General features: G+C 34.8%; 17 protein-coding genes. 9 read left to right on the top strand and 8 right to left on the bottom strand.

All coding sequences use genetic code 11. The annotated features are described in order from the left end of the window. Positions 1 to 76: 76 nt before the first annotated feature. Entirely contained in the window at positions 77 to 1279 is a 1203-nt protein-coding gene (locus tag AC1Z3T_RS03725) for a winged helix-turn-helix domain-containing protein (RefSeq protein ID WP_046760782.1), read from the bottom strand. 83 nt (positions 1280 to 1362) lie between these two features. Further along, the gene (locus AC1Z3T_RS03720; protein WP_005031908.1) at positions 1363 to 1902 is read right to left on the bottom strand and encodes a LexA family protein; all 540 of its coding nucleotides are present in this window, start codon (positions 1900 to 1902) and stop codon (positions 1363 to 1365) included. Positions 1903 to 2068: 166 nt separating this feature from the next. Between AC1Z3T_RS03720 and AC1Z3T_RS03715 the strand changes: the two genes are divergently transcribed. From AC1Z3T_RS03715 to hpaR, 3 genes are all read left to right on the top strand, one after another. Further along, positions 2069 to 2407, top strand: coding sequence for an immunity protein Imm33 domain-containing protein (locus AC1Z3T_RS03715; protein ID WP_004830510.1), 339 nt, complete (start codon positions 2069 to 2071; stop codon positions 2405 to 2407). Positions 2408 to 2423: 16 nt separating this feature from the next. Continuing rightward, positions 2424 to 2804 carry a hypothetical protein gene (locus tag AC1Z3T_RS03710; RefSeq protein WP_004830511.1) on the top strand — a complete coding sequence of 127 codons (381 nt, stop codon included), beginning with the start codon at positions 2424 to 2426 and terminating at the stop codon, positions 2802 to 2804. Between the two features lie 526 nt (positions 2805 to 3330). Continuing rightward, positions 3331 to 3762 (top strand): homoprotocatechuate degradation operon regulator HpaR, encoded by a 432-nt coding sequence (hpaR, locus tag AC1Z3T_RS03705; RefSeq protein ID WP_004830512.1) that lies wholly within the window; start codon positions 3331 to 3333, stop codon positions 3760 to 3762. A gap of 151 nt (positions 3763 to 3913) precedes the next feature. Here hpaR and AC1Z3T_RS03700 read toward each other — a convergent pair whose 3' ends face one another. The 5 genes from AC1Z3T_RS03700 to AC1Z3T_RS03680 form a co-directional block, all read right to left on the bottom strand. After that, entirely contained in the window at positions 3914 to 4123 is a 210-nt protein-coding gene (locus AC1Z3T_RS03700) for a hypothetical protein (protein ID WP_100885349.1), read from the bottom strand. Between the two features lie 84 nt (positions 4124 to 4207). Further along, positions 4208 to 4966 carry a thiol:disulfide interchange protein DsbG gene (gene dsbG / locus AC1Z3T_RS03695; protein ID WP_100885348.1) on the bottom strand — a complete coding sequence of 253 codons (759 nt, stop codon included), beginning with the start codon at positions 4964 to 4966 and terminating at the stop codon, positions 4208 to 4210. A gap of 57 nt (positions 4967 to 5023) precedes the next feature. Continuing rightward, positions 5024 to 5860, bottom strand: coding sequence for a TlpA disulfide reductase family protein (locus AC1Z3T_RS03690; RefSeq protein ID WP_100885347.1), 837 nt, complete (start codon positions 5858 to 5860; stop codon positions 5024 to 5026). Beyond that, positions 5857 to 7875 carry a protein-disulfide reductase DsbD gene (gene dsbD / locus AC1Z3T_RS03685; RefSeq protein WP_100885346.1) on the bottom strand — a complete coding sequence of 673 codons (2019 nt, stop codon included), beginning with the start codon at positions 7873 to 7875 and terminating at the stop codon, positions 5857 to 5859. Before dsbD ends, AC1Z3T_RS03690 begins: the two co-directional genes overlap by 4 nt. A 90-nt stretch (positions 7876 to 7965) precedes the next feature. Then, positions 7966 to 8433 (bottom strand): hypothetical protein, encoded by a 468-nt coding sequence (locus AC1Z3T_RS03680; protein ID WP_100885345.1) that lies wholly within the window; start codon positions 8431 to 8433, stop codon positions 7966 to 7968. 476 nt (positions 8434 to 8909) lie between these two features. Here AC1Z3T_RS03680 and pepN point away from each other — a divergent pair, with 476 nt between their 5' ends. Then, positions 8910 to 11519: an aminopeptidase N gene (gene pepN / locus AC1Z3T_RS03675; RefSeq protein WP_100885344.1), complete on the top strand. Its 2610-nt coding sequence runs from the start codon at positions 8910 to 8912 to the stop codon at positions 11517 to 11519. Between the two features lie 82 nt (positions 11520 to 11601). On the opposite strand, the gene AC1Z3T_RS03670 is transcribed toward pepN, so the two are convergent. Beyond that, entirely contained in the window at positions 11602 to 11883 is a 282-nt protein-coding gene (locus AC1Z3T_RS03670) for a hypothetical protein (RefSeq protein WP_004830519.1), read from the bottom strand. Between the two features lie 324 nt (positions 11884 to 12207). On the opposite strand from AC1Z3T_RS03670, the gene AC1Z3T_RS03665 reads away from it, so the two are divergent. From AC1Z3T_RS03665 to AC1Z3T_RS03645, 5 genes are all read left to right on the top strand, one after another. Beyond that, positions 12208 to 12423 (top strand): hypothetical protein, encoded by a 216-nt coding sequence (locus AC1Z3T_RS03665; RefSeq protein WP_004830520.1) that lies wholly within the window; start codon positions 12208 to 12210, stop codon positions 12421 to 12423. 124 nt (positions 12424 to 12547) lie between these two features. After that, positions 12548 to 13546, top strand: a complete 999-nt coding sequence (locus AC1Z3T_RS03660; protein WP_167387356.1) for an alpha/beta hydrolase — start codon at positions 12548 to 12550, stop codon at positions 13544 to 13546. 80 nt (positions 13547 to 13626) lie between these two features. Continuing rightward, positions 13627 to 13851, top strand: coding sequence for a hypothetical protein (locus tag AC1Z3T_RS03655; protein ID WP_004830522.1), 225 nt, complete (start codon positions 13627 to 13629; stop codon positions 13849 to 13851). Between the two features lie 889 nt (positions 13852 to 14740). Then, on the top strand, positions 14741 to 15073 hold the full coding sequence (locus AC1Z3T_RS03650; RefSeq protein WP_418134816.1) for a DMT family transporter: 333 nt from the start codon (positions 14741 to 14743) through the stop codon (positions 15071 to 15073). A gap of 21 nt (positions 15074 to 15094) precedes the next feature. Further along, entirely contained in the window at positions 15095 to 15691 is a 597-nt protein-coding gene (locus tag AC1Z3T_RS03645) for a TetR/AcrR family transcriptional regulator (RefSeq protein ID WP_100885341.1), read from the top strand. Positions 15692 to 16079: the final 388 nt, after the last annotated feature.

Raw genomic sequence — 16079 nt, 5'->3', positions numbered from 1 at the left:
GCTGTACTTGTGTTTGGTAGTAGATGAGTAGGTTTTCTAATTCGACTTAAATACAGATTTGAGCTGATCTTTCACCTTATGAATATTGTTGTAGAGCACGATTAAAAAGCTGACTAGGGTGGTTTATTAAGTTAGGGCATTGATTAAATTGCGCAAAATTAAGTAGTTCATCATTGAGTGCATTGAGAAAGTGATCATGATCTATATGTTTATTTTTAAAGCAATGATCTTCTAAATGCAGATTCAATACTTCAAATTCCTTTTTGGTTCGATGTGCTTTACAGTCGATACGCCCCACCATTTGATCAGCATATAAAATAGGTAAACAAAAATATCCAAATTGTCGCTTAGTTGGGGTTACATAACATTCTAAACGATAATCAAAGTGGAACAGTGTATTTAGACGTTCTCGGTGTATGACAAGATTGTCAAAAGGGGACAGAATTTTAACTTTTAATTCAATCTGATGTTTGCGTTCTAAAGCATCTGTTTTAATATAAATATTTGAACTTTCTTTATCGGTATCACCTAACTGAGATAAGGGGATGATCACGCCTGCATCCAGTTGTTCCTTGACTATTTTACGCATTGCTTCGCGAATTTGACTGCCGACTTTAAGATGCAGTAATTGTTTCCAGGTAAATATACCGTGCGCTCTCAGCGTAGTATTAAATAAATAGCGTGCATATTCTTCTAGCGTCGGCATGGTTAAGTTGAGCTGGCTAGGGAGACAACGCTCAGTCAGGTTATAGACCTTTTCCATCCCATTTCGTTCGCATATCATCAAATCGCCTTGCATAAACAATTGATCGATTGAACGACGTGCTGAACTGGAGTTCCACCATCCCCCTGAGTTTAGTCGATTGCCTTGCTCGATATGACGTAAACGAATGCTACCTTCAGCGCGAGTCTTTGCTAAAATTTCTTTCATCAAATGTTGATCACCCCGATTAAAGTAGCGATGTTCGCCATTTCGTACTGATGTCATATGAGGAAGCGCATAGCGATAATCTTGAATCGGTAAATAAGATGCTGCATGGAACCAATATTCAAAAATATGTTGTTGTTGTACCAGTTGATTTAGATGATTGGGCTGATAGTCTGGAACTCGACTCCATAAGATATGATGGTGAGCACGTTCGACGACTGAAATCGTGTCAATTTGCACATAACCTAGATGTTGAATTGTTTGAAGTGTTCCAGATAAGCCTAAACCAAATGCAGGTTGAGAAATTAAACCTTGATGCGAAAGTGCTAAACGTCTCAATAATTCAGTCATATCATTTAATTTCCATGCAAATCAATCCTAGATAAGGAAGGGGTAGCTTTAATTTAATTAGGCAGCAAAATCAATTTTGCAGTTTATTTGAGTTTTTTCAAAATACAGGTCACAACGCCCCAAATCATAATCTGCTCTTCACTATGCGGATGAATATCGGGGAAATCTGGATTTTCCGCTTTAAGCCAAATGTCATATGCGCCCGTGGATAATTTTTTATGCATAAATCGTTTAACGGTAAATTCATTATTGATTAATGCCAATACTACATCACCATGTTCAGCATCTAGACTACGATCAATCAGAATTTCATCACCAATTTCAATTCCCGCATTTTTCATCGATAAAGAATTAACTTTTAAAATAAACGTTGCAATAGGGTTATGAATCAAGTGTTCATTTAGATCAATTTTCTTTTCAGTATAGTCCTGTGCTGGAGAGGGAAAACCTGCAGCAACAGTTTCAAGCGGATAGGGGATTTCTATTTTAAGATGTGGGTGAAAAAAATATAAGTTTTGAGCGGATATTTCATCTTTGATGATCATGTCCTGTTGAGTGGTTCGAGATCTCGGATATGCTTTGAGGTCAACGAGTCCAGACTTTGTCTGTGAATATTGCTGCATTATGTTTGACCTCGAATGATCTAATTTGAATATGTTACAAAATCAAGTTTAGCAAATTATTTATTTTTTGCAATGCTGTCTATCGTTTGAACAGCATGTGAATTTAGTTGTGATTGTCAAACTGTCAGCTTACAATCTCACAAAATCAGGTTGTTTGAGAATAGATATGTTGCAAGATTTTGTAGAAGAACAAAAATTGGTCTGTGAAGAGTTTGATTCACGTTATATCAAAGTCAATGAAACAGATCTGGTTGCAATTGCCAAACACACTTTAAATAAAGAACCGATTGTGGGTTTACGTAAACAACCCGATGCTGAAAATGTTTCGTGGTTTATTTATGGGGGAGAGTTAGAAGAAGGTGAGGACTTCTTTGATGTCATTAGTGTAAAAGAATTAGAAGACGTTTTTCCAGATGCAATCCCTTATTTGGCTTTGGAGCAAGGCTTTCGTTTTATGATTGATGCAGATGATTATGAGGATGTTTGGAAAGCTGATGTCATATAAATGAAAAGGCGTGCTTATGAAGCATAAGTTTATTTTGCAGTTATTGGTGATGACGGGTATTGGATTAATGACATCAGTTTTTGCTAAAGACCAGACGCAAAAACTTACACAAGATGAATATAACCAGCGTATTCAAAATTATACTGCTCAAGTCAATGCAACCAAACAGATTCTAGATGATGAAATAATGGGAAACCAAGACGCGGATCAACAGAGAAAAGCTTTTTGTTCTCGTTTAGAAGCATATCAAGGGATTGCACAAATTTCTCAAGAAAATTTGCAATTGGATACGGCAAACATGATGTTAATGATTGCCAATGATTTCTTGGACCGACAAAAGCAGAGCATGCAAATTTCAGGAGTGGCACTGGAAAAATTTTGTTTGGTTGAAAAATAAACAAAAATATCCTTTAAATTTTATTTTGTCAGGAAATGACATTTAATTGGCTGAAAATGACAAGGAAATTTTTTAGAAATCATGAATAATAAAGGCATTAAAACATGATGATAGTTGATTTTCCCTGGTCTTTGATTCATCTTGTTTTAATCGTCAATTTCGCGATTGATGTATCCTAAACTCGCTTTATTGCGAGTTTTTTTATGGAAAAAATAAAACCAATATTCGAAGTAAATCGATCTGATAAAGATGAAAAGTGGTTTATTTATGGCTGTAAATTATTCAATTAAATAAAGCAATATTGTGTAATTCCGACCATTAACAATGCCAGACTCAAGCGATGAATGAAAAAAAGTAAACTTTATTGTTAATTAAAATTAATTTTTTATTTTATTTCACATCTGATATAAATTTAGATGTAACAAAAAGAAAGTTAACTTAAATCATTACAGTAAACCAATTTGGATCTATTGAATGAAAACTCGATTTACCTATCCATTAGCATGAGTTTCATGAAAGGATTTCTATGAAAACAATTCGATTATCACCTTCGCTAACTTTAGCACTGGTACAGGCGCGTGAAGCCACCAAAACCTATTTTCGCCCTGCTTTAAATGAGATGGGCTTAACTGAGCAACAATGGCGGGTGATTTGTACGCTCTATCAATACGATGAGCTTGAGAACAACCACTTGGCAGAATTAACCTGTATTTTAAGACCAAGTTTAACAGGCATCGTCAATCGTATGGCTGAGCAGAATTTAATTATCAAAAGTAAGGATTTACATGACCAACGAGTGAGCTTGATCAAACTTACCCAAGCAGGTCGAAATTATTTTGAAAGCCAAGCTTTAAAAATGGAAGAGTCCTATAAAAATATTAAAGAACAATATGGCGCTGAAAAAATCCAACAATTAATGGAGTTGTTGCATGATTTATCAAAAATAAAATCCAATTGAAAGCTATAAAATTATTTTAAAATCAGTTGTTTGGGTTAAAGATCTTTAAGTATATTCGGTTGAAAGTATTCATTTGGATATAAAATAAAAGTGTAATGTAGCATGCTATGTTGAATATATTACACAGTTTAAGTTCTTAATAAGCTTTAGATCATGCGCTGAAAATTTTAAGCAATGCCCAACAATGATATAAGCAGAACATCCATGTCATGCCAGCAAGATCAAAGTGAGTGATTGGTAAGGAGTATCCATAACCCAGAGCAAGAACAAGGTAATGCTTTGTTTGCTGCGTAAGTTGCAATGAAAGACTCGCGTTTTTTGCTGCTTGGTCATTTCCTTGCAAAACAGTATTTCTCATCATTTAGAATGACTAAATGTCGTATTTCGAGGCTACTATCGCCTAAAAAATATCTGGTCGCAAATATAGACAAATTGTTAACAGCCTCTATAAGGACTCATTGAATAATTTCTGAATATCTTTAGGTGCACCTTGTTGGCTCTGGATTTCACCTGAGGCATCTTTCCAAACCATTGCTGGTGTGGCATAAAAACCGTACTTATCCATCAGTTTAGTATTGGCATCCAATTTGTCAGATAGCGCTTTTGGTAGATTTTTCATTTCAACCAATTTGTTTTTACCATTACTTAGATTGTACTGTTTAAAAATTTCAGCAGGATTTGCACTATTTAAAATCGTTGCTGCTTGCCCTTTACTACTTGGGCGAATCACACCAACCATAATATGACGTAATTGTACTTTTCCAGATGCAACAAATGGACGTGCTTGTTGCCAAAAGGTATGACAGTAGGGACAGTTAGGATCATTAAACACATAGACAATTTTTTTAGCGTTTGTATCACCATCTTGAATCCAAGTGGATTTTTCTAAGCTTTTCCAAATCTCATCGAGGACTGCACCTTTAACATGCGTATTAATCGCTTGTTCTGTTAAATTTTTTCCAGATGCATCAAAAAGATCGCCCACGATATAGTGTTTTTGATCTTTGGCTATAAATAAGGTAGATGGATATTCGTCTTTATAGCCTGTCCAACCTTCCATACCTTCAGGGGCATCAATCTTTTTAACGAAGTTATAACCTTCTTTTTCAAGTTTATTTTTGAGAAAATCAGCATCTGCGGCAAAAAGTGAGCCACTTAAGACCAAACTCAATGAGTAAATACCGAATGTTTTTAAATCTATCATTAAGAAACTCCTTGTGTTGAAAACTCATCATGACAAAACCAGTGATGTTGACATCATTTAATCCGAAACTAAGTTTTGAATTTTTTGATGTAAGGCAGCATGGGTAATTTCTCCCATATGTGTATCGATCAATTTGCCTTGTGCATCGAAAAATAAAGTGCTGGGTAGACCAAACATTCCCATTTTTTGCGCAGTTGAACCATTTGTATCCAATAAAACTTCATCTAGTTGCAGTGAGTGTTGTTGCAGATAGTTTTGTACAGTTACCGCATCTTGATTTTGATTAATAAAGATAAATTTCACATTGGGATATTTTTTCTGTGCTTCACTTAATACGGGCATTTCACGTCTACATGGTGGACACCAACTTGCCCATAGATTAATCACAGTTGGTTTTCCTAAATATTTTGTGAGTTTGATTGGTTGCTGTTGTAAATTCAGTAGTTGAACGTCAGGAAATTGTTGATATTGCAGTTGTATTTGTCGATAGGTGTAATGAGCTGAAACACTCAATAAACTAAATATTGTGAGTAGCAATAGGATAAAGCTTTTTTTCAGCAAGCGATTTTTCCACATGATCCAGAGAAAAGCTGTAATAACACCTAAATAAAGATTAAATCCTTTGTCTTGAATTTTGATGATTTCAATAGGATGGTCTAAGTAAACCTCTAAATTCAATAATACAAAGCCTATACGTGCACATAACACACCAAGCCAAATCCCAGTCCAAATTGAATCTTTAAAAGTTGACCACTGTGAAGTTTCTAGTTCAAAGTAACGGTAAGTCAACTTTCCTACGATGATGCTGACTAAGATGGCGACCATCAAGATCGTCAGCGTCCAAGGTAGCATGAATGGACCGAGATGAATGGCTTGTAGGGTTATCATGGTCATTGTGCTTTCACGATTTCTTGCACTTGTGCTGTTTGTTTGAGCAATTGTTGTGCTGAGAAAGTTCCAGTGAAGCGCAATTCACGAATTTCTTCTGCATGATGATTCAAGAACAACATCGTTGGTGGACCTAATATTTCTCGTTGTTTTAAAATAATGTCCTGTGAGGCATTATATTCGGTTAAATCTAACTGAATCAGTGTGAAATTCTTTAATGCATCCTGTACGTCGACACGTGGGAAAACCTCTTTTTCAATAGGTTGGCATGCCACACACCAATCTGCATAAACATCAATAATAATCGGTTTATTTTGCTGTTTTGCTTGAACCAAAGCACTTTCAAGTTGTTCAGCGGTGGTGACTTTTTTCCAGACCAAATGTTCGGATTGACTATGTTGAATTTGATAAGCAGCATAACCTTGTTGAATGTTCCAAAGTCCCGCAAAAAGACTCAGTACGGCAATCACTGTAAGTATGGCTTTATTGACAACTTTTTCACTATCTCGCAAGGCAATAAATAAGTAGATTGCTAGCGCGATACACAATAGAGCGAAAATTGCAGCATAAACCGTAGAAGGCAGCATTGGACGAATAAAGTACAACGCAACCATGAGCATCACAAAGCCAAAGCTGACTTTGATTCGATCCATCCATTTTCCTGGTTTTGGTAATAATTTAGAACCGAATACACTGGCAATAAATAAAGGTACGCCGATACCTAAACCTAGAATAAATAGATAGAGACCACCTAAAGCAGCATTTTGGGTTTGTGAAACAAATAATAATGCACCAGCCAGCGGAGCACTCATGCAAGGACCCACAATCAGTGCGGATAAAGCACCCATCACCACAGCACCTAAAATTGTGCCCGCTTTTTGATTGTTTTGTAGATTGCTGAGTTTATTGGTTATAAATTGCGGTAAATTGAGCTGATATAAACCAAATAAATTCAGTGCCAATATGACAAATAACACAGCAAATAATGAAACAATCCAAGGGCTTTGGAACCAGCGTTGAAAACTATAACCGATCTCAGCAACTACAATTCCCATAATGGCGTAAATGACCGCCATACTCACCACAAAGGAGAGGGCAATTACTACCGCTTTATAGCCTTTAGCCCGTTGAATAATGATGCCTGAAAGAATCGGGATGAGGGGCAGTGAGCAAGGTAAAAAAGCAAGCAAAATTCCTAAACCAAAAAATACCAATAAATTCAAAAACAATGAATCTTTTGATAAAAGTTTAAAAAATGATTGATCATCATTCCACTGTAATGACGTTGTATGATCATTTGTTGAGGAATTGGCATTTAGGGGGGAGGAATTGGATTTGTTTGTAATGACAGCACTTGAACTCAGTACTTGGTTGGGATCTACACTAGCCTCAGTGGATTGATCTTGATTAATATTTTTTTGTACATTCGTTGTCGTTGCTATATTTGAATTTTTTTCTGCATTATCTGCATTCGATGTTGGGATTTTTGCAGGATCTGAATCATTTTTAATATTTTTATCTAGAGATGGAGCGGTTTCAGATTGGCTCAACAAGGAATTATTTGTACGGCTGCTCAGCATGTTTTTAGATGCAGTATTGTTTTGAGGCAATAAGCCATCTGCATCTGTAGCAATATTTTTTCTTTGTAGTGGATAACATAAACCATCAGCGGAGCAACCTTGGTACATTACTACATATTGAGTATTGGGTTTGACCTGAATAGTGGTGCTTACACTTTCATAGTGAACTTCAGTTTTACCAAAGGTTGGATCATCTTTGATATGTCCTTTTGGTAAGCTAAATGGTACTGCTTTATTATTTACAGTGACCTTGAATTGATCATGATAGAGATAATAATGAGGTGCAATCGTCCAATTCAATTGGGCTTTGTTTTCTGAAAGTGATTCTGCTGAAAATTGAAAAGCTTGATCTGGAGCTAAAAATTCAGGATTTGCATGGGTAAACGTGCTAAGTCCTAACCAAGTAAAACAGCACACACTGAACAATGTTCGCAACTTCATAATGACATATCTTTGTTTCGTTTAAAGCCATTATCCATAATTTCAGATTAAGAAAGCATTATTCTGCGTGTTTCTTTGTAAAAATATCGTTTAAAAGCAATAAATACCTTGTCGATTTAAGCTTTGCTGTGAGTTTGGATCTAGATGATCAATTCTCTCAAATCTTGTTGGGCGATGATCATTTTTAGCGGTATAGTTGATTGCATAGAACATCGCACCTTGATAAATCACTTCATAAGTTCCTGACAATTGATTATTGATGACTTCTTTATAAAAATAGTGAAATTCGCTTGGTCTGCCTGTTGCTGTATCTATTGCATCATAATGAGAAAACTTCAAATCAATCTTTTTTAAATATGGATAATATTGAATCGTTTTGATCTCAGGAAACTCCTCAGCAGAAACCAGCAAAATATTTTTCTGAGGCTCTGTTTTAAAGCAAAAGTATGATGCTGTCGCTTGTGCAGATGCAGATATATTCAAGAGATATAAAGTGATCATAAATAGCCTAAGCATTTTAATATTTTTTCCTATATCTTGATATTGCACATTGTTCATTAATTTTCCAGCGATTGCTCTTGTCTAAACTGGGTTTTTGTCAAAACTGCGTTATAGCTTCTGATAACAAGTGTATATGTCTATTATCCAATTTTTATATCTACTATCGAATCGTGATTTTAACTCAAAAACTAAAAACCATGATTGGGTTCAATCGAATTTACTGTATTGGTACACCAATCGATGTGCTCAGATAAGAGACTTCTTCGCTTGGTCTAAAATAAGTATTTAATTTTCCCCATATAGAAATCATTTTTAAATGCGCCTAGCAAACAATGCGATTCGAGAATGCTATTTTTGTATAAATAAAGGGCATCTCGCACGTTTTTTGCATTCATTTGCTTTGAAACGATTGAAATTAATTTCAACTACACCCATATATAAATGAATAAACAATACAGACAAATTGTGAAATTTGAAGCATGATCAAATTCACAACACTACGTCTAAACTCAACAATAGGATTAGGACATCATATGAATATTGCGGCAAACCCCATCGTTGAAGCAGATCAAACCATATACTTAAAAAATTATCAGAAACCATCCTATGTTGTAGATTCTATTCATCTGGATATTCAAGTTTATGATGACCATACTGATGTAAGTTCAAAATTAGTAATGAAACGCCAAGCAGTCGGCGATTTAGTCTTGCTGGGACGTGATTTAGAATTAAAATCAATTAAAATTAATGGTAAGCTACTTACAGAAAGTGAGTATAAGTTGGATTCAGAACAGCTTGTTATCAGCAATGCGCCAGAACAGGCAATTGTTGAAACGGTTGTCATTATTCATCCTGAAACCAATACACAGCTAGAAGGACTGTATCTCGCTGGTACTGATTTATTTGTGACCCAAAATGAGCCAGAGGGATTCCGAAAAATTACCTTCTATCCAGACCGTCCAGATGTATTGTCTGTTTTTACCACACGTGTAGAGGCTGACAAAAAATATCCAGTACTTTTGGCAAATGGTAATTTGATTGAAGCAGGTGAAACTGGTGAAGATCGTCATTATACAATTTGGCAAGATCCTACTAAAAAACCCGCTTACTTATTTGCTTGTGTGATCGGTGATCTCGCAGTATTAAAAGATCGTTATACGACTTCAGAAGGTCGGGATGTCGCTTTAGAAATCTATGCAGAAGAGAAGGACATTCCAAAATGCCATATTGCAATGGAAGCACTCAAGCATTCTATGCGTTGGGATGAGGAACATTATGGTCGAGCTTATGATTTAGACAATTATATGATTGTTGCCACCAGTCAATTCAATATGGGGGCAATGGAGAATAAAGGTCTGAATATTTTCAATACTTCATGTGTGCTTGCGGATGAAGAATATACGACAGATGCAGCGATTATGCGTGTGCAATCTGTGATTGCGCATGAATATTTCCATAACTGGACAGGTAACCGTATTACTTGTCGTGATTGGTTCCAATTGTGTCTCAAAGAAGGTTTAACGGTTTTCCGTGATCAGTCTTTCTCTGAAGATCTTCAATCTGCTGCGGTACAACGAATTGATGATGTTGCTGTTCTGAAAGCACATCAATTCCCAGAAGATGCGGGTCCATTGTCTCATCCACCACGACCAGATCATTTTGTAGAGATCAACAATTTTTACACAGCAACAGTGTATGAGAAAGGCGCTGAAATCAATCGTATGATGTCCACCTTATTGGGTAAAGAAAAATTCCGTAAAGGTACAGATGAGTACTTCCGTCGTCATGACGGGCAAGCGGTGACAGTTGAAGATTGGGTTGCTGCATTGACAGCAGGTTCAGGGGTAGATTTATCAGCATTCCTCATTTGGTATAATCAACCAGGAACACCAAAACTTGAAGCCAAAGGTGAGTATGATGCCGTTGCTCAAACTTACCGTTTAAGTTTTAAACAAAGTTTAAAACCCCACGCTAAATATCCAAATTTAAAAGCGGTGCCTATTCCTGTTGCTTTGGCATTATTTAATGCGCAGACAGGAGCGCAATATACCCTGAAATCAGATGCTCTATTTGAAAATGATGTGAAAGATGGTGTGTATTTGTTTGATCAAGCAGAAGCGAGCATTGAGTTTACAGGAATAACTGAAAAGCCAATTGCTTCTTTGTTGCGTAATTTCTCTGCACCAGTAAATCTCGAATTTAATTATTCAGATGCAGAGCTAGCATTCTTACTGCAATACGAAACCAATGGTTTTAATCAATGGCAAGCGACACAAACTTTACTTGAACGTATTTTGCTCAATGGTCACGATGCCCAAATTTATGTAGATGCAATACAACAAACTTTGCCGAATGTAATTGAAAAAGATCCGTTATTGGCATCTCGTTTGTTTGATGTACCTACAGAAGCTTACTTAGGAAGTCGCATTGATCAAGATTATAATCCATTGATTGTCAATGAAGCGCGTGAAGCACTTTTAAATCAATTGGCAAAAGTATTGGGTCGTTTTGCCAAAGACACTTATTTGTCACTTGATCCCGATTCACAACATGAATTTTCACAAGCGATGGGTGTCCGTGCTTTGAAAAATATTATGTTGAGTTTAATGGCACGACAAGGCGATCGTGAAGTTTTTGATTTGGCTTATGCTCAATATGAAAACTCAATGAATATGTCGGAGCGTTTGGGTGCATTGAAAGTTTTAGTTTGGAATGATGCTCCTCAAGCCAAAGAAGCTTTACAAGACTTTTATACACGTTTTAAAGATGAGGATTTGTCATTGGATCAATGGTTTATGATTCAAGCTGCGCATCCAAAAGCAACTGCTGAAACAATCAAATATTTAACTTCACATGTAGACTATGATTTGGGTACACCAAACCGTATACGTTCAGTGAGCGGTGGTTTAAATGCTAATCCTGTAAATACATGGAGTTTTGGTGTTCAACATTTTGTTGAATTGGCGAAATACTTAGATGAGAAAAACCCAATCGTCGGTTCTCGTTTATTACAAGTATTGACACGCTGGTATACTTTGGCTGAACCACAACGCAGTGAAGTGAAAGCATCACTAGAGGCGTTAAAATCTCAAGTGAAATCAAAAAATGTCAGTGAGACACTAAACAGTATGTTGAGTGTTTAATTTACCATTAAAAATATTGCTATCCCTTTGATCTCAGGGGGATAGCTTAGTTTAAATGAAGAACCACATTGGTCATTCATCACTAAAGACTAATGGCACTCTCATTATGAATATCTTCCAACCAATCATTTAAGTCCAAATCATTGGTAAAAGAGTGTTCTTGATCTATTTTGAATACTAAAAGCGAATCATGGATACTGATAATGCTGGTTAAGTGTTGACGAATGATTGTTGCATCATAATGGGTATGTATGAGCCAAGTTGAAGGGTTAACTCGAATCGAAGCATCATAGTCACAGATCAGTTTATGAACTTCCTCAAAATGATGTTGATGAGAAGAATTCAAAATAATTAAATAATTCATATTCACAACCTCCATAAAAGAGATCAAAACAAATAACTTTTATTATGTAATGTGATAAATATCACGATTTATTCAATCTAGCACCAATCACCGAGGATGGCTGAAAAAATGTCGGACAATTTAGAGCAGTTTTATTGAAAGTTACTTTTATGTTTTAAATCTGATTAATCCTTGTCTAAATTATGTTACATAAAAACAGAATCAAAATTTTAAAATCTAGCTAAACTGAGATACACTTAACTTTAATTTATTTAAATAGTCAGCTCATCACATTATGAGCTTTTTCACCTTTTTTATGATTGTATGAAAATTTGAGGCGGTAAAATGTTGGTTAAAATAGAAGATGGTTTTTATCTAAACTCTCTACATATTATTGCAGTGCATGTTTCGAAGAATATGATTACACAAGATTTTTCTATTGATATTAAATATACACCCCATAGTCAAAAGGCGAATGGAACGTATCATAAAAAATGTCAAAGCAAAGCAGAGGCAGACTTGTTTTTGCAAAGTTTGCATCAACAAATTGCTAAAATTTAACAGTAAGTTTTGTTGATTTTGACATATATTAAAACAGCAAGAAAAGTGTTTAAATCTAGGTTATATTGCCATCAATATATTTAAACTCATCAACGCTATGGTGAGTGATCGTTTTGAGTTTACAATGCTTAGATTTAATATTCTTATCTGTGCAATATCTTTATTCACACTTTCTGCTTGTCAAAATGTACAGAAAAGCAGCAAAGTCATCGCGCGAGTATTTGATACATCAACACATTTTCAACAATTGTTAATGGATAAACATGCACCTGAACAGGTAGTTGTACATCATAATATTGCTTATCAAACAACGCCAAGATTAAATTTTGATCTCTATCAGCCTGAGAACATTAAACAGTCAACACCACGACCAACCATTGTTTGGATACATGGTGGTGGTTGGATCTCTGGTGCTAAAGACAATGCAAGAGGTTATTTTAAATTACTCGCAGCTCAAGGCTATAATGTGGTGTCAGTAGAGTATCAGTTTGCACCTGAAGCCATTTATCCCACTCAACTCAATCAAATTAATCAAGCCTTACAATTTATTCAGCTAAATGCCAAACAATATGCAATTGATGCAAACCAATTATTTTTAGCAGGGGATTCTGCAGGTGCGAACTTAGCCAGCCATTATGCAGCCTTACTCACAAATGTTGATTATGCAAAGCAATCTTCATTTATCCCACTCATTCAACCATCCCAAGTAAAGGGTTTAATTTTGCATTGTGGAATTTATGACATGAATGCATTTGTGGATACAGCACCAGAAGAAATTAAATTGATCGAATGGGGTGTCAATACGCTTGTTGAAGCGTATACCGGAAATCAAAAAAATAATGCTGACTATTTAAAGGCATTATCACCAATTCATTATTTGACAGCCCATTATCCACCTGTTTTTATCAGTGGTGGCAATAAAGATTTCTTGACAGAAACACAGTCCATCCCATTTGTGAATGCGTTGCAAGAAAAGAAAATTCCTGTAAATGCTGTGTTTTATCCTGAATCAAAAGAATGGTTGGTTCATGAATATCAATTCTTTTTAGGAAAACAAGCCAGCCAACAGACCTTTGTAAAAACCTTAGATTTTTTGAAGAATAATACTCATTTACAGAAATAAACTTAAAAAAATTCCCTTTTTAAATGGAACTGTCATAAAACAGTGTTATAAAAAATTAAAGCGTTCGCGGGGAATTAAAGATGGAAATTAGTGTTAAGCAGATTAATAAGCGTATTGAAGAATTTCAACAGTCCGGAAAGCAAGCGGAAACTTTAAAGATTGGATATAAGACTTATGCGAAGTTGATGAATGAAGATAAATTTGCTGATGCACTGAAAAAAGATGTGAATGATCCAATGATTCGTTACTACAAAGATATAAAAATTAAATTAGTCACTGAAAAGCATCACTTCGAAGTCAAATAAAGGGTTTTAGAGATCGATCACTCAGGGAAGAGTGTAATATTCATGAAAAAAACTCATTTATAGTTCAAAATAATAGATTTAAGCAGCAATATCTTAATTTTTATACGATTAAAATCATTGTTGTGGTTTTATCATCACAGATTCATTATGAAAAATTGCTTATCGTATTAGTCAATAAACCCCTCCAAGATATATTGTTGAAATATATAATATGATTAAGTATTTAATTTATTTAATTTTTTACTAAAGGGTAAAGTGGTTGACCTATTTGCTATTAAGTATTACTAATTAAAGTTAAAATATCTGCATAATATCCACTTTTTGTATAAAAATTTTGATCAGTATAGAATAAAATGAAAATAAGTAATGATTATTGAATAAAAACAATTATATGATGAAGTTTATCATTCGGAAAAGATGACTTAAACCTTTATTTCTCAAATAAAAATTGTGCAAGATCACAGAAATATGAAGAAAATATGTATTTTGAGTTTTAATCATACTTAATGATCTTACAAATTGTGACAAAATATATTAGAATAAAAAAGTGTTTTATTTTGTGACGAAGAAAAATGGAAATTCTTAATTTTATAAAAAGTTTCAATACCTTAAATACTTATCTAATTTTAGCGATAACGGTTTTGATCTTTATCATTTCATTTTTTTATTTTATCAATCCGATCTAAGTTGAAAAAGTGAAAAAAGAAAAGGTGGAAAAAATGGATATTCCACCTTTTTTTATAAAAAATATAATTAAACAAAGAGATAGAGAAATAGCATAGCACAAAATTTCAACATTTTTTCATAGCTTGATATTTGAACTTTTCATTAAAATTATATAGCATACCAACCATTCGGTATCTTTTTGGTTCAAACGATGAACTCAATCCTGTTTGCTTATATTTTGTTGGCGATTGCAATTATTGCAGAAGTTACAGGTTCTACTTTTTTGGTCAAATCCCAAGGTTTTACCAAACTTGCCCCAAGCTTATTGGTGGTCCTGTTTTACGTCATTTCCTTTTATTTACTTTCACAAGTGATTAAAACCATACCTTTAGGTATTGCTTATGCAATATGGGCAGGTGTTGGAATCATTCTTACCGCTTTGATCGGTTATTTTATTTTCAAACAGAGTTTGGATATTGCTGCAATTATCGGTATTGGGTTAATTATTTCAGGTGTATTGGTGATTAACTTGTTTTCAACTTCTGCAGGGCACTAAGTGAGCAGTGGGTAGGATAGTGTGAATATTGGTAAAACTACAACAAATCCTTATCAGCGTAAAAAAGATCCTGAGCGCGTTAAAAAAAGTATTATCGAAAATGCGATGTATTTGGCGGCAGAAAGAGGTGTAAATGGGATCTCAATTCAGATGGTTGCAACTCGGTCTGGTATTACAAAAGGTGGTGTGTTTCATCATTTTGCCAACAAACAGATCCTTATTGAAGCAATGCTTGAGGCTTTAATACAACAACTTGACGAACGAATCAGTGTGGTGATGCAAAAGGATGCTATTCAATATGGTCGATTTACGCGTGCTTATATTGATGTCACTTTAAGTTCAGAATTTGGTGTAGATACGTTGTGGAGTGCTTTAAGCATGACAGTAATGACAGATAAATCCTTTAGCGATAAGTGGGATTGTTGGTTGGCACAAAGATTATTACAACATGCTGATACAGACCAGTCTATTGAATTGAAAATCTTACGCTATGCAGCAGACGGGCTTTGGTTTATTGAAAGTTTAGTGCCAAAAAAACAAGATGATTATATGGAAGTAAAAAAAGAATTGTTAGCTAAAACTTATTTGGAAGATGAGCGGAAAGTTCATGTGAAATAAAATATTTGTAAGTTGATGAAGTTAAAATATTATTTTTTTTGATCAATAAAATCAATACGATGAATTTGTTGCTGAATGGCATAAAGTATTTATTGCCACGCTTTTTATGAAATGTCGAAATAGATCTGCGTAGGTGATGCCCCGCATAACATAGTGACATTCTTGTCGGCTCACGATAAACAGACTCTCGATGATCCAAAAATGTAAAAATAAATGGATCTCTAAGCTGTTAATAATTTGTGTATAAGCATAAAGTTCATTGGCTATGAATGATTGTAATCTAATCACTTAGATGGATAATCAGGCGGTTTGCCTATAGATGGTGCAATTTTATTTTGCAAAAAATTTACGTTTAATCGCAAGGTTTCAGCTGAAAAAACCAAGTCAA

This window comes from Acinetobacter sp. B-6 (assembly GCF_056930735.1).
The sequence above is the reverse complement of the archived record's forward strand: the minus strand, read 5'-3'. Positions and strand labels throughout refer to the sequence as shown.